This is a genomic window from Saccharothrix sp. AJ9571 (genome assembly GCF_021725495.1).
GTDB classification, from domain to species: domain Bacteria; phylum Actinomycetota; class Actinomycetes; order Mycobacteriales; family Pseudonocardiaceae; genus Amycolatopsis; species Amycolatopsis magusensis.
Window position 1 is genome coordinate 7,177,587 of the sequence record NZ_CP091382.1, and the last position, 25,359, is coordinate 7,202,945.

Annotated in this window: 9 protein-coding genes; 7 read left to right on the forward strand and 2 right to left on the reverse strand. The window is 69.4% G+C overall.

Annotation, left to right across the window (positions count from 1 at the left end):
* The first annotated feature begins 73 nt into the window (after positions 1 to 73).
* The 3 genes from L3Q67_RS32520 to L3Q67_RS32530 are packed head-to-tail and all read left to right on the forward strand — an operon-like array spanning position 74 to position 2,986.
* Positions 74 to 1,225: a DegT/DnrJ/EryC1/StrS family aminotransferase gene (locus L3Q67_RS32520; RefSeq protein WP_499185251.1), complete on the forward strand. Its 1,152-nt coding sequence runs from the start codon at positions 74 to 76 to the stop codon at positions 1,223 to 1,225.
* A complete protein-coding gene (locus L3Q67_RS32525) occupies positions 1,222 to 2,310 on the forward strand; it encodes a Gfo/Idh/MocA family protein (protein ID WP_499185252.1) in 1,089 nt (362 codons plus the stop codon). Before L3Q67_RS32520 ends, L3Q67_RS32525 begins: the two co-directional genes overlap by 4 nt.
* 13 nt (positions 2,311 to 2,323) lie before the next feature.
* Entirely contained in the window at positions 2,324 to 2,986 is a 663-nt protein-coding gene (locus L3Q67_RS32530; protein WP_499185253.1) for an HAD-IA family hydrolase, read from the forward strand.
* 5 nt (positions 2,987 to 2,991) lie between these two features.
* On the opposite strand, the gene L3Q67_RS32535 is transcribed toward L3Q67_RS32530, so the two are convergent.
* On the reverse strand, positions 2,992 to 4,014 hold the full coding sequence (locus L3Q67_RS32535) for a 3-dehydroquinate synthase family protein (RefSeq protein ID WP_499185254.1): 1,023 nt from the start codon (positions 4,012 to 4,014) through the stop codon (positions 2,992 to 2,994).
* A 181-nt stretch (positions 4,015 to 4,195) separates the two neighbouring features.
* Between L3Q67_RS32535 and L3Q67_RS32540 the strand changes: the two genes are divergently transcribed.
* Both L3Q67_RS32540 and mhpA read left to right on the forward strand, forming a co-directional pair.
* The gene (locus L3Q67_RS32540; RefSeq protein ID WP_499185255.1) at positions 4,196 to 7,042 is read left to right on the forward strand and encodes an AMP-binding protein; all 2,847 of its coding nucleotides are present in this window, start codon (positions 4,196 to 4,198) and stop codon (positions 7,040 to 7,042) included.
* The gene (gene mhpA, locus L3Q67_RS32545) at positions 7,023 to 8,633 is read left to right on the forward strand and encodes a bifunctional 3-(3-hydroxy-phenyl)propionate/3-hydroxycinnamic acid hydroxylase MhpA (protein WP_499185256.1); all 1,611 of its coding nucleotides are present in this window, start codon (positions 7,023 to 7,025) and stop codon (positions 8,631 to 8,633) included. The genes L3Q67_RS32540 and mhpA overlap by 20 nt, the downstream gene beginning before the upstream one ends.
* Here the strand turns inward: mhpA and L3Q67_RS32550 are convergent.
* Positions 8,584 to 9,276, reverse strand: coding sequence for a hypothetical protein (locus L3Q67_RS32550; protein WP_499185257.1), 693 nt, complete (start codon positions 9,274 to 9,276; stop codon positions 8,584 to 8,586). The two genes, mhpA and L3Q67_RS32550, sit on opposite strands and share 50 nt — an antisense overlap.
* Positions 9,277 to 9,616: 340 nt before the next feature.
* Between L3Q67_RS32550 and L3Q67_RS32555 the strand changes: the two genes are divergently transcribed.
* Together L3Q67_RS32555 and L3Q67_RS32560 are read left to right on the forward strand one after the other, a co-directional pair.
* Positions 9,617 to 10,192 carry a YceI family protein gene (locus tag L3Q67_RS32555; protein WP_499185258.1) on the forward strand — a complete coding sequence of 192 codons (576 nt, stop codon included), beginning with the start codon at positions 9,617 to 9,619 and terminating at the stop codon, positions 10,190 to 10,192.
* Positions 10,193 to 10,461: 269 nt separating this feature from the next.
* The gene (locus L3Q67_RS32560; protein WP_499191696.1) at positions 10,462 to 25,317 is read left to right on the forward strand and encodes an SDR family NAD(P)-dependent oxidoreductase; all 14,856 of its coding nucleotides are present in this window, start codon (positions 10,462 to 10,464) and stop codon (positions 25,315 to 25,317) included.
* The last annotated feature ends 42 nt before the right edge of the window (positions 25,318 to 25,359 follow it).

Here is a 25,359-nt window from a genome sequence, read left to right on the forward strand (position 1 = left end):
GGCGCACCGTTCTGTGCGCGCTTTGTCCGACTGTTTTCGTCAGGTGGGAGAGCGGTAAGAAATGGGTAACAATATGCAGGAGCTGGAATTCCCGTCCTGGCCCCAGTACGGCGACGAGGAGCGGACGGCGCTGCACCGTGCGCTGGACCAGGGCCAGTGGTGGCGCATCGGTGGCAACGAGGTCGACACCTTCGAACGCGAATTCGCCGACCACCACGGAGCCGAGTACGCGCTGGCGGTCACCACCGGCACGCACGCGCTGGAACTGGCGCTCCAGGTGCTGGGGGTGACGCCCGGCAGCGAGGTCATCGTGCCCGCGTTCACCTTCATTTCCTCCTCGCAGGCCGCCCAGCGGCTCGGTGCGGTGGCCGTCCCGGTCGACGTGGACCCCGGCACCTACAACCTCGACGTGGCGGCCACCGCGGCCGCGATCACCTCGAAGACCAGCGCGATCATGCCGGTGCACATGGCCGGACTCGTCGCCGACATGGACGCGCTGGCGAAGCTGTCCGCCGATTCCGGGGTGCCGCTGCTGCAGGACGCCGCTCACGCACACGGTGCGCTGTGGCGGGGCAAGAGAGTCGGCGAGCTGGGTTCGGTGGCGGCGTTCAGCTTCCAGAACGGCAAGCTGATGACCGCGGGTGAAGGCGGTGCCGTGCTGTTCGGCGACGCCGAGCTGTACGAGACCGGTTTTGTCCGGCACAGCTGCGGCAGGCCGCGGGAGGACCGCGGCTACTTCCACCGCACGTCGGGCTCGAACTTCCGGATGAACGAGTTCTCGGCCGCCGTGCTGCGTGCCCAGCTGGGACGGCTCGAAGACCAGATCACCGTGCGGGCGCAGCGGTTCCCGATGCTCACTGGGCTGCTCGCGCAGATCGACGGCGTCGAACCGCAGGCGGCCGATGACCGCTGCGATCGCAATCCGCACTACATGGCGATGTTCCGGCTGCCGGGTGTCACCGAGCACCGGCGCGCCGAGATCGTCGACGAGCTCATCGCGCGCGGCCTGCCCGCGTTTGTCGGCTTCCGCGCGATCTACCGCACCAACGCTTTCTGGGAGGCCGGGGCGCCGGACGAGTCGGCGGAGGAGATCGCCCGCCGCTGCCCGAACGCCGAAGCGCTGACCACGGACTGCGTGTGGCTGCACCACCGCATGCTGCTGGGCAGCGAGGAACAGATGCACACCGCGGCCTCGATCGTCGCCGACGTGGTCGGCCGCCGATGAGCCCGCGACCGGTCCGCGTCGCGGTGATCGGCCTCGGCTGGGCGGGCCGGACGATCTGGCTGCCCCGGCTGCGCGCACATCCGGCCTTCGAGGTCGTGGCGCTGGTCGAGCCGGAGCCGGTGCAGCGGGCCAGCGCGGCCAGGCAGGCGGACGGGATCACCATGTACGGCTCGGCCGATGAGCTGCGGCCGGATTCGGTGGATCTTGCCGTGGTCGCGGTGCCCAACCACCTGCACGCCCCGGTCGCCGACCAGGTGCTCGCCGCCGGCATCCCGGTGTTCCTGGAGAAACCGCTGTGCCTGAGCCAGGCCGAGGTGGACCAGTTGGCTGCGGCGGAGTCCGCGGGCGGGCTGCTGCTCGGCGGGAGCGCGGCCCGCTACCGCGCCGACGTGAGCGCGTTGCGGGAGCTGAAGGACTCACTCGGCGAGATCCGGCACGCCGAACTCTCCTGGCGCCGTGCCCGTGGGGTGCCCACCGGCGCCGGCTGGTTCACCACCAGGCAGCTCGCCGGCGGCGGGGCGCTGGTCGATCTGGGCTGGCACCTGCTGGACATCGCCGGCTTCCTGCTGGGCCCGCTGAGCTTCGAGCAGGTGGTCGGCACCGTGTCCGCCGACTTCGTGAACGGCAGCTCGTTCCGGGCCGCGTGGCGGAAAGAAGCGGCAGGCGGCCTCGGCGACGTCGAGGACACCGCACACGGATTCCTGGTGAGCACCGAAGGGATCTCGGTGGCGCTGCGAGCGAGCTGGGCCTCCCACGAGGCGACCGACCGCACCACGTTCCGGCTCGAAGGCAGCGAAGGCACCGCCGAACTCCGGTGCACGCTCGGCTTCAGCCCGAACCGGGAAGACGGCTCGATGCTCACGCACACCGTCGGCGGGGAAATCGTCCGCGCCGAGCGGCTGGACGAGCCGATCGGCACGGAATACGACCGCCAACTCGACGAACTGCCCGCGCTGCTCGCCGATCCGGCAGGCCGCGGTCACGCGGTACGCGACGCCCGCCGGGCGATCGACGTCATCGAACGAATCTACGCCTCCGCGGCGCTCGGCCGGTCAAGACAGCCGTTGCCCGCCGCGGTCGGCTGAAGGGAGTGGGCTCATGAAAACCCAGCACCCATCCGTGGTCGTCTTCGACCTCGACGGCGTACTAGTGGACAGCTTCGAGGTCATGCGAGCGGCGTTCACCCTCGCCTACGCGGAGGTCGTCGGTGACGGTGAGCCGCCGTTCGCGGAGTACAACCGGCACCTCGGCCGGTACTTCCCGGACATCATGCGGATCATGGGGCTGCCACTGGCGATGGAGGAGCCGTTCGTCAGGGAGAGCTATCGGCTGGCGGATCGCGTGGAGGTCTTCCCCGGCGTGCGCGAGCTGGTGACCATTCTGCGGGACAACGGAATCGGACTGGCCATCGCCACCGGGAAGAGCGGTGAACGGGCCAGGTCGCTGCTGGCGCGACTTGACCTGCTCGACCTGTTCGACCACGTCATCGGCTCCGACGAGGTCGCCAGGCCCAAGCCCGCGCCCGACATAGTGCGGCACGCGATGGCGTTGCTGGGCGCGGACCCCGGCGAGGTGATCATGGTGGGCGACGCGGTGACGGACCTGCAGAGCGCGAAGGACGCCGGTGTCACCGCCGTGGCCGCGATGTGGGGCGAAACCTCCGAAGCGGAACTGCTGCGCGCCGGACCGGACGCGATCGTGCGGACGCCGATGGAACTGCTGACCCTGTGCGGACTCGACCAGCGGAGCCCGGTGTACTGAGCTGATCAGTGCGCCTGGGGCATCGCGGCCAGCGTGCGCGCGACGACCTCCTCGGGCACGTCCCGGACCAGTTCGGGGCCGTCCGGTCCGTCCAGCACGAAGCTCAGGCCGGTGGTCGCTTTCTTGTCCAGCCGCATCAGCGCGACCAGGCCGGGCCCGTCGACGCCGGCAGGCAGATCGGCCGGGAGTCCGTAGCGCTCCACCACTTCGCGGTGCTCGCCGACGCGCGCCGCGTCGATCCGGCCGAGCTCACCGGCGAGCAGGCCGGCGAACACCGTGCCGATCGCCACCCCCTCGCCGTGCCGGAGGTCGAAGTCGGTGGCGCGCTCCAGCGCGTGGCCCAGGGTGTGGCCGTAATTGAGCAAGTGCCGCGCCCCGGTGTCGCGCTCGTCGGCCGAGACGATCCCGGCCTTCAGCGAGACACTCGCGACGATCTGCTCCAGCAGCGGCAGGCGGTCGATCCCTGGCGCCCCGATGAAGTGGCACCGGGCAATTTCCCCGTACCCGTTGAGTCGTTCCCGCTCGGGCAGAGTGGCCAGGAAGTCGAGGTCGCAGAGCACCGCGCTGGGCTGCCAGTAGGTGCCGACCAGGTTCTTGCCCTCCGGCAGGTTCACCGCGGTCTTCCCGCCGACGCTCGCGTCGACCTGCGCGAGCAGCGAGGTCGGCAGGTGGATCACCGGCACACCCCGGTGGTACAGCGCGGCGGCCAGGCCAACGGCGTCGGTTGTCGTGCCGCCACCGCAGGACACCACCACATCCGACCGCGTCAGGCCGAATTCGACGAACCGGCTGCACAGCTCCGCCACGGTCGCCAGGGTTTTGTTCTTCTCCCCGTCCTGTGTGGTCAGCACGGTGCACGGCACGCCGGGGTCGGGCGTCTCCGCTTCCGGTCGGGCGGTGACCACCACCGCCTTGCGCGCACCGAGGTCGCGGACGATGCCGAGAAGTGTCTGCCGCGCACCGGAACCGATGTGCACGGAGTAGGAACGCTCGGCGAGATCGACGTCGACGCGCCGGATTTCGGGCATGGGGTGCTGGCCTTTCGGACCGGGATCGCTGATGGCTGAAGCGTATTACGGCGGCACGGTGGGCAAACCGGATTGAGGGGGGCCTCCGGGGATCGGTCAGGGGGGCCGGGTGGCGCCGGCGCGGCCGAAACTGGCCATGCCTGCTTAGCGATCGTGACCACTCAGTGGGAGGTGTGCCGGCATGCTGCGTACCGACCTGATCCGCCCGGTGCCGGATCTGCTGCGGGAAAACGCTGTCCGCCATGCCGATCGTGTCGCCTATTCGGATGGACGGCGGTCGGTCACCTACGCCAGGCTGGAAACGCGGACCCGGCGGGTGGCCGGGCACCTGGCCGGGCTGGGTCTGCACTCCGGCGACCGCGCGATGATCTGCCTGGGAAACCGGGTCGAAAACGTCGAAAGCTATTTCGCGTTGACGCGGGCGGGCGCGGTGGGTGTTCCGGTCAGCCCGTGGTCGACCGACGCGGAACTGTCCTATTTGCTCGACGACAGCGGCGCGCGCCTGGTCGTCACCGATGCCGCGCACGCCGCGCAGTTCGGCCGATTGCTCGGTGGGCACCCGGAACTGCGGATCGTGCTGGTGGGCACGGGCGCACCGCCGCCTCGCTGCGTTTCCTACGAAGCGTTGGCGGCGACCGAGCCCGTCGCGCCCGCCCGTGACGATCTCGGCCTGGATGAGCCGGCTTGGATCGTCTACACCGCCGGTACCACCGGGAAGCCGAAGGGCGTGGTGTCGACCCAGCGGAATTGCCTGTGGTCGGTGGCGGCGTGTTATGTGCCGATTCCGGGGTTGTCTTCGGCTGACCGGGTGCTGTGGCCGTTGCCGTTGTTCCACAGTTTGTCGCATATCGTCTGCGTGCTGGGTGTGCTGGCGGTGGGTGCGTCGGCGCGGATCCTGCCGGGCTTTTCGGCGGACGAGGTGCTGGCCGCGATGCGCGAGTTCCGGCCGTCGGTACTGGCCGGGGTGCCGACCGTCTATCACCAGCTCGTGCGCGACGGTGGTGCCGGGGTCGGTGGTTTGCGCGTGTGTCTGGTGGGCGGCGCGGTGCTACCGGCAGGCCTGCGGCGGTCGTTCGAGGAGTTGTTCGGTGTTCCCCTGATCGACGCGTACGGCAGCACGGAGACCTGTGGCGCGATCGCGATGAACTGGCCGTCCGGCGGGCGGGTCGAGGGTTCGTGCGGGCTGCCGGTGCCGGGGGTCGCGGTGCGGTTGGTGGCATCCGGGATCGATGTGGACGCCGGGTGCGAGGGCGAGGTGTGGGTCCGCGGCCCGAACGTGATGGTGGGGTACCACAATCGGCCGGAGTTGACCGCCGAAGTGCTCGGGGCGGGCTGGCTCCGGACCGGTGACCTGGCTCGGTTCGACGAGTCCGGGTTCCTGACGGTGACGGGCCGCGTCAAGGAGTTGATCATCCGGGCGGGGGAGAACATCCATCCCGGTGAGGTCGAGGACGTGGTGCGCGGCGTTCCGGGCGTGGTCGATGTCGCGGTGGTGGGAAAGCCGCACGAGGTGCTTGGTGAGGTTCCGGTAGCGTATGTGGTGCCGGACCCCGATGGCTTCGATCCGGCCGAGCTGCTGGCCGTCTGCCACGAACGACTGTCGTATTCCAAGGTGCCGGAAGAGGTCTACGAGATCGCGATGATCCCGCGCACCGTTGGCGGGAAGATCACCCGCCACGTGCTGCTGGAGCAGCCGGCGCGGCTGCGGGCGGCCGGCAGCGGCCAGTACGGTTCACTACTCCGCCTGGACTGGGTGCCCTGCTCACTGCTGTTCGACCCGCCCGCGCTGACCGGTTCACTGGCGGTCGCCGGACCGGACGCGGCCGAACTGGTGGCGGGACTGCGTGCGGTCGCGGACGGCGACCTGCGTGCCTACGCCTCGCTCGGTGAGGTCCGCGCGGAACCGGTACCCGATGTGACGGTGCTGGTGGTGCCGGAGCGCGGTGGCCCCGAGGACGTGGCCGAGGCGGTCGGCGACGGTGTCCGGAGCATGGTGGCCGAGCTGACGGCCTGGCTCGCCGACGAGCGCCTGTCCGCGTCGGCGCTGGTGGTGGCCACACGTGGTGCGGTGGCCACCAGCGAGCGGGAGGACGTCGGCGAGCTCCGGCGCGCGCCGCTGTGGGGCGTGCTGCGTTCGGTCCAGGCGGAGCACCCCGGCCGGATTCGCGTGGTGGACGTGGAAACCCTGGACGGCGCCGAAACCGGTGCCGCCTTGATCAGCGCGGTGACCGGGCCGGACCCGCAGTCCGCGGTGCGCTCCGGTGTGGTGTTGGTGCCCCGGCTGGCCAGGGTGGCAGTGCCTGCCGAGCCCGTGCCCGCCATCGAACCGCGGGGCACCGTGCTGGTCGCGGGCGCGGACGGCCTGCGCGGGGCGGCGATCGCCCGCCATCTGGCGACCGCGCACGGTGTCCGGCAACTGCTGTTGATGAGCGCGGACGGCTGGCCGGACGCGGCCGCCGCGGAGCTGACGGCCGATTTCGCGGCCATAGGCGCGGAACTCACCCTCGAAACCGGCACGGCAGCCGACCGCGGGACCCTCGAATCTCTGCTGAGCAATGGGAAACAGCCCATCGCCGGAGTGGTGAACGCGGAGGAGACCGGCAGCCGGTACCCGCTGGAAGCCGTGGTGCGGGGCATCATCAACCTGCACGAGCTGGCCAGGGACGCCGGCTTGTTCGTCCTTGTCACGTCGGCGGGCGGGGTGCTCGGCGGCCGGGTGGAGCAGGCCGCGGCGGACGCGTTCGGCGTGGCCCTGATCCAGCGGCGTCGTCACCGCGGCCTCCCCGGGCTGGCGCTGGCCTGGGGCCCGCTCGCCGAGGAGGGGCGATCGCGGTTCCCCGGCATCGGCACGATGTCCACGGTGGACGGGCTGGCCATGGTCGACGCGGCGCTCGCCGCGGACCAGGGCGCGCTGTCCGTGCTGCGGATCGACACCCGGGACCTGCGCGGGCCGGTGCCCGCGGCCGTGCTGCACGACCTGATCGACCTGTCCATGGAGGGAAGTGAAGATGTCAGCCTCGGCAGCTGAACCGGCGGATGTGCTCATCGTGGGGTACGGCCCGGTTGGCCAACTGCTGGCGGTCCTGCTCGCGCAACGCGGATGGCAGGTCACCGTACTGGAGCGGTGGCCGGCCCCGTTCGGGATGCCGCGGGCGGTGGGTTTCGACAGCGAAGCCGCCCGGATCCTCGCCGCGGCCGGAATCGGCGACAAGTTCGCCGAGTTCGGAGAGCCGTCACGGGAGTACGCCTGGCGCAACGCGCGCGGGCAGACGCTGACCGAGTTCGACGTGGCCGAACACGGGCACTGCGCCTGGCCGGACTCGACCTCGTTCTACCAGCCTGCCCTCGAGTCGGCGTTGATCGGCCGCGGCGCGAGCCTGCCGAACCTGCGTGTGCTGCGCGGGCACACGGTAGTGAGTTCGACCGAGGACGCCGACGGCGTGGAACTGGTCGCCGAGGCGGCCGACGGCACCGCACGGACGTTCGCCGGACGCTGGCTGATCGGCTGCGACGGGGCAGGCAGCTTCGTCCGCGACCGGATCGGCACGACGATCACCGATCTCGGCTTCGCCCACGACTGGCTGATCTGCGACGTCACCCTGCACGAACCCCGCGAGTTCAAACCGAACAACCTGCAGATCTGCGACCCCGCCCGGCCGCGGACCGCCGTGTCGGCCGGGCCCGGACACCGGCGCTGGGAGTTCATGCGCCTGCCGGGGGAGCAGAAGTCCGGCTTCGGCACGGTCGAGAACGCGTGGCGCCTGCTCCGCCTGGTCGACGTCACGCCGGAGAACGCCGAGCTGCACCGCCACGCCGTCTACACCTTCCGTGCCAGCTGGGCGGATCACTGGCGGTCGGGCCGGATGTTCATCGCGGGGGACGCGGCGCACCTGATGCCACCGTTCGCCGGGCAGGGCATGTGCTCGGGTTTCCGCGACGCCGCGAACCTCGCCTGGAAGCTCGACCTGGTGCTGGCGGGCCGGGTGGACGACCGGCTGCTGGACAGCTACGCCACCGAACGGCGAGCCCACGTGCGGCACGCGGTGACCATGTCGGTCGAGCTCGGCAAGGTGGTGTGTGTGGTGCGGCCCGCCGCCGCGGCCGACCGTGACGCGGCGATGCTGACCGCGCGCGAGCGGAACATCGAACCGCCCGCGGTGCAGCGCACGGCGGTGAAGCCGCTGGAAACCGGTTTCCTGCGTCAAGGCGCGGAGTACGCGGGCGATTCCACGCCGCAGGCACGCGTGCGCAAGGGCGGGCGGACCGGCCTGTTCGACGACGTCGTCGGGCTGGGATTCGTGCTGATCAGCAGTGTCGACGTCACCGCCGTGCCGGGCATGCACCAACTGGAGTCGCTGGCCGCGGTGGGGACGCACCTGGTGCGAGTGGTCCCCGCCGGAACCACGGACCTCGGCGAGCACGACGTCGTCGATGCCGAGGGGACCTATCTGCCGTATCTGGCGAAGATGAACGCGGTGGCCGCGCTGGTCCGCCCGGACTTCTACCTTTTCGGCGTCGCGCGGGACGAGGCCGAGTTGCGGGAAATGGTGGACGACTTCGCGCGCCGGCTCACAGCCGAGCCGGTAGTGGCGCGAATTCGAGAAGCGAGTTCGCGCTGACGGGGTCGTTCAGCAGTCGGCGCAATATCGAAGCCGCCAGTGCGAGGGTGTCCTCCGGCAGGCCGAGCACGGCGGAATTGTTCTTGGCGTGTTCGAACAGCAGGTAGTTCACCGGAGTGGCGTTGGACGCGGGCCTGGCATCGACAATCCGCGTCACCAGGTGCAGTTGACGCTGCCACACTTCCCGGAGCCGCTCGTCGTCGAGCAGGTCCGCGGCCCGCGCGTGGGCCGCGTCCGCCCGCCGCCCGGCCAGCCCGGCCAAGGCGACCCGCCGGGCCGGTGACATCCGGCGAGTCCAGTGTTCCCAGCAGGAGAAGAGAAAGAAGCCGCGGGCGCCGTCGGGAACCGGGCCGAGCAGTGACCACAGGTGCAGCATCGCCGTCGGCAGGCTGGACCGCTCGGTGGGTTCGCCCGCGTGGCACAGGTCGAGTGCGAGTTCGCTGGCCGCCATCGCCAGTTCCTCGGCACGCCGCCTGCCGGACGGATCGGTGAACTGCCGGGTCGGCGGTTCCGCCGGGTGCGCGCTGGGGAACTCCCGCACTATTTCGCGACGAATCGCGGCGTGGACCCAGAGCCCGAAGCCGTTTTCGCGCCGTTCGAGGAACCAGCGCCCATCGGTGCGAATCGCTCGAACTCTTGCCAATTCCTTTCTCCATGCCGCCAATCTCGGCTCGGCGACATCGCGGTCACGCAGGTGGATGTACAACCAATTGTCGGTCATCGACTCGACTCCCGGATCGCTGGTGGGCCTGACAAAGGTGTAGCACCGGAATCGTCTCCGAAATGCTCCTGCGGCGTAGTCAGGGATGCTTAGGGGGTCCGCTGGGGTGAGTTCTGTTCCGGTGCGGGGCGGACGCTTCCGACGTCCAGCGCTGGGCCGACCGGGGCGTACAGGGGGGTTGCTAGGGGGATCCGGGGACTTTTCTGGCGCTAGTCTCGCGTTCGCGAAGGAAATTCGGTACAGCGCGGAGGTTGGCGAAGTCATGAGTAGCCCTGGCACGACGTTCACGAGTCTCGACCCGGAAGTGGCCGGTGCTTATCAGCTGGATCCGGCCCACAGTCGTATCGGATTTGTCGCCCGGCACGCGATGGTGACCAAGGTCCGTGGCAACTTCAACGATTTCGCGGGCACCCTGGTGCTGAACGCCGACGAGCCTGCCAAGTCGAGCGCGAACGTGTCGATCGAGGTCATCAGCGTCGACACGCGCAGCAATATGCGCGACAACCACCTGCGGTCGGACGAAGTGCTCGACCCCGAGCACTTCCCGCAGATCACCTTCATCAGCACCGAGGTCGAGCGGATCGGTGACGCGGAGTTCCGGATGACCGGCGACCTGACCATCCGCGGCACCACCAGGCAGATCGACATCGACTGGACCTTCGGCGGGATCGCCAAGGACCCGATGGGCAGCCTCCGCAGCGGTTTCGAAGGCAGGGCCGAGATCAACCGCACCGATTTCGGCATCACCTTCAACGTGCCGCTGGAATCGGGCGGCGTGCTGGTGTCGGAGAAGATCGTGCTCGAATTCGAGGTCTCCGCGATCAAGGAAGCCGAGTAGCTTTCCCCTCGACAGCCGCGTTCCGCCGATCCTGGTGGGCGCGGCTGTTTTTGTGCCCACGAGTTTTCGCGGTACACCGGAAACTTAGGGATATCCCAGGGGGCAGCTAGGGGGTCCTGCCCGCGGATCGCCAGCAAGACTGGACCGTGCGGCCGCTTCGCGCGAGCACGCCGCACGAATGGCTCCGGCGTCACGCTGATGCGGGGCGAGCTGGTGGCTTGCCGCCCGCTTCGTGACGTCGCACTCGATCTAGGGATGTTGGTGGCATGCTGCGTACCGAACTGATCCGCCCCCTGCCCGAACTGTTGCGCGCGCACGCGGAACGGCTCGGGGACAAGATCGCTTACGCCGACGCGCGACGAAGCGTGAGCTACGCCGAACTCGAACTGCGGACCCGGCGGCTGGGCGGGCATCTGGCCGATCGCGGCGTGCGGCCCGGGGACAGGGTGGCGATCTACCTCGGCAACTGTGTCGAGATCGTGGAGAGCTATTTCGCGATCACGCGGGCGAGTGCGATCGGTGTGCCCCTCAATCCGCAGTCCACGGACGCCGAGTTGAGTCACCTGCTCGGTGACAGCGGTGCCGTTGTGGTGATCACCGACCCCGAGCACGTCGAGCAGGTCGGCCGTGTGCTGGCCGATTGCCCGCCGCTGGCGCTCATCGTCACCGGCGAAGCCACGGGAAACACGCTGTCGTTCGCGGAATTGTGTGCCTCGGACCCCGGCACGCCGGCTCGTGACGATCTCGGTCTCGATGAGCCCGCCTGGATGCTTTACACCTCGGGCACGACGGGAAGGCCGAAGGGCGTGGTGTCGACCCAGCGGAATTGCCTGTGGTCGGTGGCGGCGTGCTATGTGCCGATTCCGGATTTGTCGTCCGATGACCGGGTGCTGTGGCCGCTGCCGCTGTTCCACAGTCTGTCGCATATCGCGTGCGTATTGAGTGTGACGGCGGTCGGGGCGACCGCACGGATCTTGCCGGGTTTCTCGGCCGAGGACGTGCTGGACGTGATGCGCGAGTTCCGTCCGACGGTGCTGGCCGGGGTGCCGACGGTTTACCACCACCTCGTGCGGGCGGCGCGTGGTGGCGTTGATGGTCTACGGGTCTGCCTGGTCGGTGGAGCCGTGTTGTCGGCAGGCCTGCGGCGGTCGTTCGAGGAGTTGTTCGGCGTTCCCTTGATCGACGCGTATGGGAGCACCGAGACCTGTGGCGCGATCGCGATGAACCGGCCGTCCGGCGCGCGGGTCGAGGGTTCGTGCGGGCAGCCGGTGCCGGGGGTCGCGGTCCGGTTGGTGGATCCGGTGTCCGGCGAGGATGTGGACGCGGAGTCCGAGGGCGAGGTGTGGGTCAGCGGCCCGAACGTGATGGTGGGTTACCACGATCAGCCGGAACTGACCGCGCAGGTGCTGGCCGGCGGCTGGTACCGGACCGGCGATCTGGCCCGTCGTGACGAGGCGGGGTACCTGACGATCACGGGCCGCGCGAAGGAACTGATCATCCGTGCCGGCGAGAACATCCATCCCGGTGAAGTCGAGGACGTGGTGCGTGGTGTTCCGGGCGTAATCGATGTCGCCGTGGCGGGAAGGCCGCACGAGGTTCTTGGTGAAGTGCCGGTGGTCTACGTCGTGCCGGACCCCGGCGGATTCGACCCGGCCGCACTCCTCGCCGCCTGCCGGGAACAGCTTTCCTATTTCAAGGTGCCCGACGCGGTTTACCAGACCGCCGAAGTGCCGCGCACCGCTTCCGGCAAGATCAAGCGTCACCTGCTGAGGGAACAGCCCGCGCGGCTGCTCGCGGCGGGCAGCGGTCACTACGAGAACCTGTTCCGGATCAACTGGACGCCCGCCGATCTCGGCGAGCCGGTGGACGTCGCGATCGTGCGCGGCAGTGGTGTGGGAGACCTGCCGGAACAACTGCGACGACGGCTCGGCGACGAGCGATCCCGCCTTGTTGTGGTGCTCCGGGACGACCTCGCCGATGCGCCGTTGCGAGGATCGGTGCGCTCGGTGCAGGCTGAGCACCCGGACCGGATTTCCCTCGTCCTGGCGGATCCCGGCGAAAGCGACGCGGCCGTGCGCGATGCCGCGGCAGCCGGTGAACCCGAATCTGCGATCCGCTCTGGTGCGGTCATGGTGCCGCGGCTGGCACGGGTGTCCGCGCTGGCCGGGCCGAGCCCCGAACTCGATCCCGACGGCACCGTGCTGGTGACCGGCGCCGGCGGCCCGCTGGGCTCGTCGATCGCCCGGCATCTGGTCGCCACCCAGGGCGTGCGGCACCTGCTGTTGCTGGGTCCGACGCTCGATGAGAACACCGCGCGGCTCGACGAAGAGGGCGTGGACATCGAGTTCGCCACCTGCGACCCGGCTGACCGAGACGCGCTTGAGGTCACGCTCGCGAACGTCGACCTCACCGCGGTGGTGCACGTCGACGCAGGCGCCGAGGGCGCGAGGAACCTCCACGAACTGACGGAGGGCCTGTCGCTGTTTGTGCTGGTGTCGCCGCTTTCCGGCGCACTCACCGGCGACCCCTACTTCGAGGCCCTTGCCCAGCATCGGCGTGATCACGGCCTGCCCGCGCTCGCCATGTCGTGGGCTGAGGACCTGTCGATCGAGGAGAAGCTTGCGGCCTTCGATGCCGCGCTCACCGTGGAGCACTCGCCGCTGGTGGCCCGGCACGGCCTGATCGAGCCTCGTCGTGGAGTCGCTGCGGAACGGCAGTGGCTGACCGAGAACGAGCAGGTGTTGCTGGACCTGGTTCGCGACGAGGTGGCGACGGTCTCCGGGTTGCCGAGCGGCGCCTCGGTGGAGCCGGGTCGGGCGTTCCGGGAGCACGGGTTCACCTCCACACACGCGGTCGAGCTGCGGAACCGGCTCAGCGCGGCCACCGGCCTGCCGCTGTCGGCGACGGTGGCCTTCGACTACCCGAACCCGGACGCGCTCGCCCGCCACCTGCGCGCCGAACTGCTGGGCGAGCCGGTTCGAGTCGCTCCGACGCGCGCCAGGCCCGATTCGGACGATCCGGTGGCGATCGTGGCGATGTCGTGCCGATTGCCGGGCGGCGTTTCCTCGCCGGAAGACCTGTGGAACCTGGTTGCGGACGGCGTCGACGCGATCTCGGAGTTTCCGGGCGACCGCGGCTGGGACGTCGGGGGACTGTTCGACCCGGATCCTGATCAAGCCGGGAAGTCGTATGTCCGCGAGGGTGGCTTCCTTCGCGATGCGGCGGGCTTCGACGCGGGGTTCTTCGGGATCAGTCCGCGCGAGGCGCTCGCGATGGATCCGCAGCAGCGGTTGTTGCTGGAGACTTCGTGGGAGGCCTTCGAGCGGGCGGGTATCGATCCGGCTTCACTGCGGGGTAGCGATGTCGGCGTGTACGCGGGCGTGATGCACCACGACTACGGCCCGAGCGATCACCAGGTGCCCGCGGATCTGGTGGGCTATCGCGGAACCGGTATCGCCGGGAGCGTGGCTTCGGGCCGGGTGTCGTATTCGCTGGGGTTCGAAGGTCCGGCCTTGACGATCGACACGGCGTGTTCGTCGTCGCTCGTCGCGATTCACCTTGCTGTGCAGGCGTTGCGTCGTGGTGAGTGCTCGATGGCACTGGCGGGTGGGGTGACGGTGATGGCGTCTCCGGTGTCCTTCGTGGAGTTCAGTCGTCAGCGGGGATTGGCTGGTGACGGCCGGTGCAAGCCGTTCGCCGGTGCGGCGGATGGCACCGGTTGGGGTGAGGGTGTTGGCCTGGTCCTGCTTGAGCGTCTTTCGGATGCGCGCCGGTTGGGCCATCAGGTGCTGGGTGTGGTGCGTGGCAGTGCGGTGAACCAGGATGGTGCTTCAAACGGGCTTACCGCGCCGAACGGTCCCTCGCAGCAGCGCGTGATCCAGTCCGCGCTGGCGAATGCGGGCCTTGTAGCGTCCGATGTGGACGCGGTGGAAGCGCACGGCACCGGCACGAGTCTGGGTGACCCGATTGAGGCCCAAGCACTTCTGGCCACCTATGGGCAGGATCGGGACGAGCCGTTGTGGCTGGGCTCGGTGAAGTCGAACGTTGGTCACACCCAGGGTGCTGCTGGGGTGACCGGTGTGATCAAGATGGTCGAGGCGATGCGTCGTGGTGTGCTGCCCCGGACGTTGCATGTGGACGAGCCGACGCCGAAGGTCGATTGGTCGGCTGGCGCGGTGGAGCTGTTGGCCGAGGCTCGTGACTGGCCGGAGGTGGAGCGTCCCCGCCGGGCCGGGGTGTCTTCGTTCGGCATCAGTGGCACGAATGCCCATGTGATTCTGGAGCAGGTGCCCGAGCCGGAGCCGGTCGAGGAGGGCACCGCTGATTTCGGTGTGGTGCCCCTGCTGATGTCGGGCCGCGGTGTGGGGGCGCTGCGCGACCAAGCTGCTCGCCTTCAGTCCGTTGGCGCGGCTTCGCTGGCGGACCTCGGTTTCTCATTGGCGACGACCCGATCGATGCTGACCGATCGCGGTGTTGTGCTGGCGGCAGACCAGGACGAAGCCTCCGCCGGGCTGAGCGCGCTGGCCGAGGGAACGCCGTCGCCTGCCGTGGTCACCGGTGTCGCGGACGTGGCAGGCAAGCGGGTGTTTGTCTTCCCTGGTCAGGGTGCCCAGTGGCTGGGGATGGGCCTGGAGTTGCTGGACAACTCGCCGGTGTTCGCGGCCCGGTTCGCCGAGTGCGAGCAGGTGCTGGCTCCTCTGCTGGGCTGGTCGATCGCGGATGCGCTTCGCGGTTCACCGAGCCTGGACCGGGTTGATGTGGTTCAGCCGGTGTCCTTCGCGGTGATGGTGGCCTTGGCGGATGTGTGGCGTTCGTTCGGTGTTGAACCGGATGCGGTCGTGGGCCATTCGCAGGGTGAGATCGCGGCGGCCTGTGTGGCGGGGGCGTTGTCGTTGGCGGATGCGGCTCGGGTTGTGGTGCTGCGGAGCCGGGCGATCGCGGGTGGGCTGGCTGGTCGTGGCGGGATGATGTCGCTCGCTACTTCGGCCGATGAGGCGGCTCGGCGGTTGCCGCCGGGAGTTGAGGTCGCGGCGATCAACGGACCGTCCTCGGTGGTCGTCGCCGGTGACCCCTCGGCGTTGCGCGAGCTGCAAGCGGAATGCGAGTCCGAGGGCATCCGAGCCCGGATCATCCCGGTGGATTACGCCTCCCACACCGCACACGTCGAGGCCATCGAAGCCGAACTGCTGGAAGTGCTCGTCGATGTCGCGGGCGCTCCGGTGCGCGTGCCGATGTGGTCCACCGTGGATCAAAGGTGGCTGGAAGGTCCGGAACTAGGTGCCGGATACTGGTACCGGAACCTGCGCAGCCAGGTCGGTTTCGCCCCCGCCATCGAGACCCTGCTGGAGAACGGCCACCGGGTTTTCGTCGAGGTCGGCTCGCATCCGGTGCTGACCACGAGCATTCAGGACGTCCTCGATCAGGCACCTACGGTCGTGGTGGGAACGCTGCGTCGCGACGACGGCGGGATGCGCCGAGTCCTGACCAGCCTGGCCGAACTGCACGTCCGCGGGGTACCAGTGGATTGGGCGGCGTGCTTCACCGGCGGCAGGCGGGTCGACCTACCCACCTATGCCTTCCAGCACGAGCGCTACTGGCTCGACATCCCGGAACCGACCGGCGACGTGACCGCATCGGGAATGCTGCCGCCGGATCATCCGCTGCTGGGTGCGGTGACCAGCCTCTCCGACGACGACGGACTGCTGTTTACCAGCTTGCTGTCGTTGCGGTCGCATCCGTGGCTGGCCGATCACGCCGTCTCGGGTGTGGTTCTGGTGCCGGGAACGGTCTTTGTGGAGCTGGCCATCCGTGCCGGTGACGAGGTGGGCTGCCCAGCCGTCGACGAACTGATCATCGAGGCCCCGCTCGTGCTCCCCGAACACGACGCCGTCCGGATCCAGGTCCGGGTCAGCGATCCAGACGAGAACGGACGGCGCAGGCTGGGCGTCTATTCTGCCGCCGATTCCCGATGGACACGGCACGTCAGCGGCACCCTGATGGCCGACGAACCGGTTCCCGCACACGCGCTCATCGAGTGGCCGCCCACCGGCGCGGAGGCTGTCGACGTCGAAGACTTCTATCCCCGGCAGTTCGCCGCCGGGTATGAGTACGGACCGGCCTTCCAGGGCCTGCGGAAGCTGTGGCGGCGCGGCGAGGAGGTCTTCGCCGAGGTCGCACTCTCCGACGACGCTGAGGCCGAATCGTTCGGCCTGCACCCCGCGCTACTGGATGCCGCGCTGCACGCCAGCACGTTCTGCGACGGCCAGCAGCCCGCGCCCGGCCAGACTCCGCTGCCGTTCGCCTGGAACGGCGTGGCCCTGCACGCGACCGGCGCACCCGCGTTGCGCGTGCGGGCAGTACCGCTGGGCTCGGACGGCGTTTCGCTGGAGCTGGCCGACCAGTCCGGGGCGCCGGTCGCCTCGATCACCTCGCTGGTGTTGCGGGCGGTCGCGACCGATCAGCTGGGCACGAGCCGTCGTCCGGTGGACGATTCGCTGTTCCGCGTCGAGTGGAACCAGACCAGCGTCGAACCCGTCACCGAGCCGGCCCCGATGACGCTGGTCGAAGTGCCGGGCGACGCATCGGACATCCGGTCGGCGACCGGGTACGTACTGCACGCGGTGCAGCAGTGGCTCGCCGACCGGTCGGACACCGGACCACTGGTGATCGCGACCCGCCACGCGATGGCTGTGGGCGACTCGCGCGAACTCGTCGATCCGGTGGCGGCCGCGGTATGGGGCCTGGTGCGCTCGGCGCAGTCGGAGAACCCCGGTCTGATCGTGCTGGTGGACCTGGATGACCAAGAGGCCTCGCGTGCTCTGCTCCCGGCGGTGGCCGCGTCCGCCGAGCCGCAGGTGGCGGTGCGGAATGGCGTGGTTTCGGTACCCCGCCTGGCACGGGCCCTTCCCGGCCCGGAACTGGCGGTCCCGGACGCACCCGCCTGGCACCTGGCGAAATCGGGTGGCGACACCCTGGACGACCTCGCCTTCGTGCCCGCTCCCGAGGTGCTCCGCCCGCTGGCGCCGCACGAGGTTCGTGTCGCCGTGCGTGCGGCGGGGCTGAACTTCCGTGACGTGGTGGTGGCCTTGGGCATGGTGCCCGGCCTCGAAGGGCTCGGCGGCGAGGGCGCCGGCGTGGTGCTCGAAGTCGGCGAGGAGGTCGAGGGCCTGGCCGTCGGCGATCGTGTCATGGGCACGTTCGACCGCGAGTTCGGTGCTTTCGGCCCGGTTGTGGTGGCCGACTCCCGGTTGGTGGTGGGCGTGCCGTGCGGGTGGTCGTTCGAGACGGCCGCGTCGGTTCCCGTGGTGTTCCTGACGGCGTTGTTCGGCTTGCAGGACGTCGCCGGGGTTGGCGCGGGGGATCGGGTGCTGGTGCACGCGGCGGCCGGTGGTGTCGGACTGGCGGCGGTGCGACTGGCGCGGGCCTGGGGCGCTGAGGTGTTCGGCACGGCCAGCCCTGGCAAGTGGAACGTTCTGCGAGGCGAAGGCCTCGACGACGAGCATCTGGCGAATTCACGCTCGTTGGATTTCGCGGATCGGCTCGGCCAGGTCGATGTGGTGTTGAACTCGCTGTCGGGCGAGTTCGTCGACAGGTCGCTGGGGTTGTTGTCGTCGGGCGGCCGGTTCGTCGAGCTGGGCAAGACCGACATCCGTGACGCGGATGTGGTGGCCGAAGCGCATCCTGGCGTGACGTACCGGGCGTTCGACCTGGCGAAGGCCGTAAGTCCTGAGCGGATTCAGAGAATGCTCCGCGAACTGGTGGGGTTGTTCCAGTCCGGCGCGCTGGAACCGCTGCCGGTGCGGGTGTGGGATGTGCGCCGGGCGCGCGAAGCGTTCCGGTTCGTGGGTCAGGCTCGGCATGTGGGCAAGGTGGTGCTGACCATGCCGCCGAGGCTGGACCCGGCGGGCACGGTGCTGATCACCGGTGGCACCGGAACCTTGGGTGGCCTGGTGGCGCGTCACGTGGTGACTGCGCACGGCGTGCGGAACGTCGTGTTGATGAGCCGCAGCGGACCGGCCGCGGAAGGCGCGGAGGGACTGGTCGCCGAACTCTCTGAGCTGGGTGTTCAGGTATCGGTGGTGGCGTGTGATGCCGGAGATCGGGACGCGGTGGCGTCGGTACTGGCACAGATCGAGCCTCCGCTGACCGCAGTGGTGCACGCGGCCGGCGTGCTGGACGACGGCGTGGTTTCGACGCTGACCGCCGAGCGCCTGGACCGTGTCCTGGGGCCGAAGGTCGACGCGGCCCTGGTGTTGCACGAGCTGACCAGGGACATGGATCTTGCGGCGTTCGTGCTGTTCTCTTCGGGCGCGGGCGTGCTCGGCAATCCGGGTCAAGGCAACTATGCCGCGGCGAACGCGTTCCTCGACGCGGCCGCACAACGCTGGCGCGCGGAAGGCTTCCCGGCTGTCTCGCTGGCGTGGGGATACTGGGCTCAGGCCAGTGGTTTGACCCAGCACCTCGGCGACGCGGACCTGGTGCGACACCAGCGAAGTGGCGTGATCGGCCTGTCCTCCGAAGAAGGGCTGGCGTTGTTCGACGCGGGCCTGCGATCCAGTGAAGCGGCACTGGTTCCCCTGAAACTGGACCTCGCGAGCGTTCGTGAGGTGCCCCCGATGCTGCGCGGCCTGGTCCGGCGGACCAGGCGTGCCGCGACCGCGGGAGCCGTCGCGGGTGGACTCGAACAGCGGTTGACCGGGCTGCCGGAGTCCGAACGGCAGCGGGTGCTGATCGACCTGGTCCGTGGTGAGGCGGCGGCCGTGCTCGGCCATTCCACCGTCGAGGCGATCGGTGCCACCAAGGCGTTCAAGGAGGTCGGCTTCGACTCGCTGACCGCGGTCGAACTGCGCAACCGCGTCAGCGCCGCGACCGGCCTGCGGTTGTCCGCCACCGTGGTCTTCGACTATCCGACACCGGAGGCGCTGGCCCGGCACGTGCGCACCGAGTTGTTCGGGGAAAGCGCGCCTCCGGTGGCCGCGGTGGTGTCCGGCGAGTCCGATCCGGGCGATCCGATCGCGATCGTGGCGATGTCGTGCCGGTTCCCCGGCGGGGTGTCGTCGCCGGACGACCTGTGGGACCTGGTCTCGAACGGGGTCGACACGATTTCGGATTTCCCGCGCGATCGTGGCTGGGACCTGGACGACCTGTTCGACCCGGATCCCGACCTGGCGGGGAAGTCGTACGTCCGCGAGGGCGCGTTCCTCGACGACGTGGCCGGTTTCGACGCCGGATTCTTCGGGATCAGTCCGCGTGAGGCGCTGGCGATGGATCCGCAGCAGCGGTTGTTGCTGGAGACTTCGTGGGAGACCTTCGAGAACGCGGGCATCGACCCGGCTTCGCTGCACGGGCAGAACGTCGGCGTGTACGCGGGCGTGATCAACCACGACTATGCCGTCCGGATCCACCTGGCTCCCGGGGACCTGGAGGGCTACCGGCTGACCGGGACGTCGGCCAGTGTCGCGTCGGGCCGGCTGTCCTACACGTTCGGCTTCGAAGGCCCGGCGATCACCGTGGATACGGCGTGTTCTTCCTCGCTGGTCGCGATTCACCTGGCCGCGCAGGCATTGCGTCGTGGTGAATGCTCGATGGCACTGGCCGGTGGGGCGTCGATGATGGCTTTGCCCGGCCCGTTCGTCGAATTCAGTCGTCAGCGCGGATTAGCTGGTGATGGCCGGTGCAAGCCGTTCGCCGGTGCGGCGGATGGCACCGGGTGGGGCGAGGGTGTTGGCCTGGTCCTGCTTGAGCGTCTTTCGGATGCGCGCCGGTCGGGGCATCAGGTGCTGGGTGTGGTGCGTGGCAGTGCGGTGAACCAGGACGGTGCGTCGAACGGACTCACCGCGCCGAACGGTCCCTCGCAGCAGCGCGTGATTCGTGCCGCGTTGGCGAATGCGGGCCTTAAGGCGTCCGATGTGGACGCGGTGGAAGCGCACGGCACCGGCACGAGTCTGGGTGATCCGATCGAGGCGCAGGCGTTGCTGGCCGCCTATGGACAGGATCGGGATCGGCCGTTGTGGCTGGGCTCGGTGAAGTCGAACATCGGCCACACCCAGGGCGCCGCCGGTATCGCCGGTGTGATCAAGATGGTGCAGGCGATGCGGCACGGTGTGCTCCCGAAGTCGCTGCACGTCGACGAGCCGACGCCGGAGGTCGACTGGTCCGCGGGAGCGGTGGAGTTGCTGGCCGAGGCTCGTGACTGGCCGGAGCTGGAGCGTCCCCGCCGGGCCGGGGTGTCTTCGTTCGGCATCAGCGGCACCAACGCGCACGTGATCCTGGAGCACGTACCCGAGCCCGAGCCGGTCGAGGAGACCGTCGTCGAGGTCGGTGTGGTGCCGTTGGTGGTGTCGGCCCGAAGCGCAACGGCCCTGCGGGCGCAGGCTGACCGTCTTCAGTCCGTTGCGGACGATGGCCCGCTGGCAGACATCGGCTACTCGCTGGCGACGACCCGTTCGATGCTGACCGATCGCGGTGTGGTGCTGGCTGCGGATCGCGAGGAGGCGGTTGCCGGACTGGCTGCCCTGGCCGACGGCACCCCCGATGTGATCTCCGGGGTCGCCGATGTCGAGGGCAAGACGGTGTTTGTTTTCCCTGGTCAGGGTGCCCAGTGGTGGGGGATGGGGCTGGAGTTGCTGGATGCCTCGCCGGTGTTCGCGGCCCGGTTCGCTGAGTGTGAGCAGGCGCTGGCTCCGTTGTTGGGCTGGTCGGTGGCCGATGCGCTGCGGGGCGGCTTGGACCAGGTGGACGTGGTGCAGCCGGTGTCCTTCGCGGTGATGGTCGCTCTGGCCGAGTTGTGGCGGTCGTTCGGCGTGGTGCCGGATGCGGTGGTGGGCCATTCGCAGGGTGAGATCGCGGCCGCTTGCGTGGCGGGCGCGTTGTCCCTGGAGGACGCGGCCTGTGTTGTGGTTCTGCGCAGCCAGGCGATCGCGCGTGGCGTGGCGGGCCGGGGCGGGATGATGTCGATCGCTACCTCCGCCGACGAGGCCGCTCAACGACTGCATCCCGGGGTTGAGATCGCTGTCATCAACGGGCCGTCCTCGGTGGTGGTGGCCGGTGATCCTGAGGCGCTGTCGACGCTGCAAGCCGAATGCGAGGCCGACGGACTCCGGGCCAGGATCATTCCGGTGGATTACGCCTCGCACACCGCACATGTCGAAGCGATCGAAGCCGAGCTGTTGGACGTGCTTGCCGAGGTCAGGGGCGCTCCGGTGAGCGTGCCGATGTGGTCCACCGTCACCCAGCAATGGCTGGAAGGCACCGAACTGGGTGCCGAGTACTGGTATCGGAACCTGCGCAGCCAGGTCGGTTTCGCCCCCGCCATCGAGACCCTGTTCGAGAACGGCCACCGGGTCTTCGTCGAGGTCAGCTCCCATCCCGTGCTGACCACGAGCATTCAAGACATTCTCGATCAGGCACCCACTGTCGTGGTGGGAACGCTGCGTCGCGACGACGGCGGGATGCGCCGAGTCCTGACCAGCCTCGCCGAACTGCATGTCCGCGGGATCTCCGTTGATTGGACGGCGTGCTTCACCGGCGGCAGGCGCGTTGACCTGCCCAACTACGCCTTCCAGCACGAGCGCTACTGGCTCGACATCCCCGCCCGGACGGGAGACGTGACCGCGGCAGGGCTCCGCTCCCCGGGGCATCCGCTGCTGGGCGCGGCCACGAGCCTCGCCAACGGCGACGGTCTCTTGTTCACCGGTCTGCTGTCGTTGCGGTCGCATCCGTGGCTGGCCGATCACGCCGTCTCGGGTGTCGTACTCGTGCCGGGGACCGCCTTTGTGGAGCTGGCCATCCGCGCCGGCGACGAGGTGGGCTGCCCAGCCGTCGACGAACTGATCACCGAGACACCGCTCGTACTCCGTGAGCAGGGCGGCATCCAGGTGCAGGTTGTGGTGGGCGACGCGGATGAGGACGGGCGCCGGCCGGTGAGCATCTACGGGCGTGACAACACCGAGGACGGGGCGTGGGTCCGCCACGCGGCGGGCACGCTGACGCCTGCCGAACCAGTGGCGGACTTCGAGCTGGCGGTTTGGCCTCCGGCGAACGCCGAACTGGTCGACCTCACCGGCTTCTACGATTCCCTCGCCGAGGCGGGATACGAATACGGCCCGATGTTCCAGGGGCTGCGAAAGGTGTGGACGCGTGGCGACGACGCGTTCGCCGAGGTGAGCCTGCCCGCCGACGTGGCCGGGTTCGGCCTGCATCCCGCGCTGTTGGACGCCGCCCTGCACAGCGCCAACTTCGCCGAACCCCGCCCGGCGACCGGCGAGACCCTGCTGCCGTTCGCCTGGAACGACGTCACCTTGTTCGCCTCGGGCGCCTCGGCGCTGCGGGTCCGGGCAACTCGTACCGGCGGGGACAGCCTGTCCTTCGCCGTGGCCGACCAGACCGGCGCGCCGGTCGCCGCCATCAGCTCGCTGACCTTGCGACCCGCGACAACCGGTCACACCACCGCCGCCAACTCGATGTTCCATCTCGACTGGACGACGTTGCGGCTGCCAGAGGTCATCGATCCTCCACAGTGGAAGGTCGTGGAGGTCGGTGAGGCGACGTTCGACGCCGTCGGCGTTCGTACCGCGGTCGGCCACGTGCTGGATGAGGTGCAGGGCTGGCTGGCCGAGGACGCTTCCCGGCTGGTTGTGCTGACCCGGGGTGCGGTCGCGGCACAGGAGGGCGAGACGGTCCAAGACCCAGCGGCGGCCGCGGTGTGGGGCCTGGTGCGCTCGGCGCAGTCGGAGAACCCCGACCGGTTTGTGCTGGTCGACGTCGACGATCGAGATTCGGCCTGGGAGCTGATCCCGGCGGTGGTGGCTTCCGGTGAGCCGCAGGCGGCCATTCGCGCCGGGGCGGTGCACGTGCCGCGGCTGGCTCGGGTGACGACGGCCGCGGACCTGATCCCGCCCGCCGAACCGGCCTGGCGGCTGGAGACCACCGCGCCGGGAACCCTGGACGCGCTGGCACTGGTACCCGTTCCTGATGCGCTCCGGCCGCCGGCGCCGCACGAGGTTCGCGTGGCCGTGCGTGCCGCGGGGCTGAACTTCCGCGATGTGCTCGTGTCACTGGGCATGGTGCCCGATCAGGAGGGCCTGGGCAGCGAAGTCGCCGGTGAGGTGCTGGAAGTCGGCTCGGGCGTGACCGGATTCGCTGCCGGGGACCGGGTGATGGGCATTCTCGAAGGCGCTTCGGGTGCTTTCGGCCCGGTTGTGGTGGCGGATGCGCGGTTGCTGGTGGCAGTACCGGATGACTGGTCCTTCGAGGTGGCTGCCTCGGTTCCGGTGGTGTTCCTGACGGCGTTGTACGGCTTGCGGGATGTCGCCGGGGTTGGCGCGGGGGATCGGGTGCTGGTGCACGCGGCCGCTGGTGGGGTGGGATTGGCGGCCGTGCGGTTGGCGCGAGCTTGGGGTGCTGAGGTGTTCGGCACGGCCAGCCCTGGGAAGTGGAATGTCCTGCGGGGCGAAGGTCTCGACGACGAGCATCTGGCGAGTTCACGTTCATCGGATTTCGCGGATCGGTTCGCAGACCTGGATGTGGTGCTGAATTCGCTGTCGGGTGAGTTGGTGGACGCCTCGCTGGGGTTGTTGTCGGCCGGCGGCCGGTTTGTCGAGTTGGGCAAGACCGACATCCGTGACGTGGATGCGGTGGCCGCGGAGTTTCCGGTCGAGTATCGGGCGTTCGACCTCGCGAATTCCGCGGGCCCGGATCGGATTCAGGAAATGCTGCGGGAACTGGCCGGCTTGTTCGAGGCCGGGAAACTCGAGCCGTTGCCCCTGCGGGTGTGGGATGTGCGCCGGGCGCGCGAGGCGTTCCGGTTCGTGAGCCAGGCTCGCCACGTGGGCAAGGTGGTGCTGACCATGCCGCCGAGGCTGGACCCGGCGGGCACGGTGCTGATCACCGGTGGCACCGGAACCTTGGGTGGCCTGGTGGCGCGCCATGTGGTGACTGCCCATGGGGTGCGCAACGTGGTGTTGGTCAGCCGCGGCGGGCAGGCAGACGAGCTGGTCGCCGAACTTGCCGAGCTGGGTGCCCGGGTAGCGGTGGCAGCGTGTGATGTCGGGGATCGGGACGCGGTGGCGTCCCTGCTCGCGCGGATCGAGCCTCCGCTGACCGCGGTCGTGCACGCGGCCGGAGTGCTGGACGACGGTGTTGTCTCGGCGCTGACCGCCGAGCGGCTGGACCGGGTGATGCGGCCGAAGGTCGACGCGGCCCTGGTATTGCACGAGCTGACCAGGGACATGGATCTCGCGGCGTTTGTGCTGTTCTCTTCCGGTGCCGGCGTGCTCGGCAATCCAGGGCAGGGCAACTATGCCGCGGCGAACGCGTTCCTCGACGCGGCGGCACAGCGTTGGCGTGCCGAGGGGTTCCCGGCTGTGTCGCTGGCGTGGGGCTATTGGGCGCAGACCAGTTCCCTGACCCAGCACCTCGACGAGACGGATCACAGCCGTATCGCTCGCGGTGGCGTCCTGCCATTGTCCGCAAAGGACGGAATGGCGTTGTTCGACGCCGCGCTGCACGGTACCGAGGCCGCTCTGGTGCCGATGAATCTCGATCCGGCCGCTGTACGCGGTTCCGATGGGACGGTTCCGCCGATCATGCGCGGGCTGGTCCGGCCGAAGCGGCGGACCGCGGAGGCCTCGGTGCCGTCTGGTGAATCCTGGGTCCAACGCCTCGCCGGGGTCACCGCGGCCGAGCAGGACAGCGCGCTCGTCGACCTGGTTCTCGGCAACGTGGCAGCCGTGCTTGGACACGGAACCGGTGACGCGCTCGACACGGAGACGGCCTTCAAGGAACTCGGGTTCGACTCGCTGACCGCGGTCGAGCTGCGCAACCGGCTCACCAAGGCGACCGGACTCCGCCTGCCGGCCACGGTGGTCTTCGACTACCCGAAGCCCGCGGTGCTCGCCGCGCACCTTCACGCGGAGCTGTTCCCCGAAGTCGCCGCGTCACCGGAGGGCAACCTCCGCCGTGTGCTGGCCACGGTGCCGTTCAGCCGGTTCCAGGAGGCGGGCGTGCTGGACGCCCTGATGCGCCTGGCCGGTACCGGCGAACCCGTCGTATCGGCGACCGGTGAAATCGACGCGATGGACGCGGACGACCTCGTGAAGCGCGCCCTGCGCGGCGCCGCGCACTGAACCAGCCTGCCTGAATACGGAGAAATCACACATGGCTACGTC

Excerpts from the sequence above, each read along its gene's own strand:
- L3Q67_RS32520 (WP_499185251.1), top strand. The coding sequence starts at position 74 with ATGCAGGAGCTGGAATTCCCGTCCTGGCCCCAGTACGGCGACGAGGAG.
- L3Q67_RS32525 (WP_499185252.1), top strand. The coding sequence starts at position 1,222 with ATGAGCCCGCGACCGGTCCGCGTCGCGGTGATCGGCCTCGGCTGGGCG.
- L3Q67_RS32530 (WP_499185253.1), top strand. The coding sequence starts at position 2,324 with ATGAAAACCCAGCACCCATCCGTGGTCGTCTTCGACCTCGACGGCGTA.
- L3Q67_RS32535 (WP_499185254.1), bottom strand. The coding sequence starts at position 4,014 with ATGCCCGAAATCCGGCGCGTCGACGTCGATCTCGCCGAGCGTTCCTAC.
- L3Q67_RS32540 (WP_499185255.1), top strand. The coding sequence starts at position 4,196 with ATGCTGCGTACCGACCTGATCCGCCCGGTGCCGGATCTGCTGCGGGAA.
- mhpA (WP_499185256.1), top strand. The coding sequence starts at position 7,023 with ATGTCAGCCTCGGCAGCTGAACCGGCGGATGTGCTCATCGTGGGGTAC.
- L3Q67_RS32555 (WP_499185258.1), top strand. The coding sequence starts at position 9,617 with ATGAGTAGCCCTGGCACGACGTTCACGAGTCTCGACCCGGAAGTGGCC.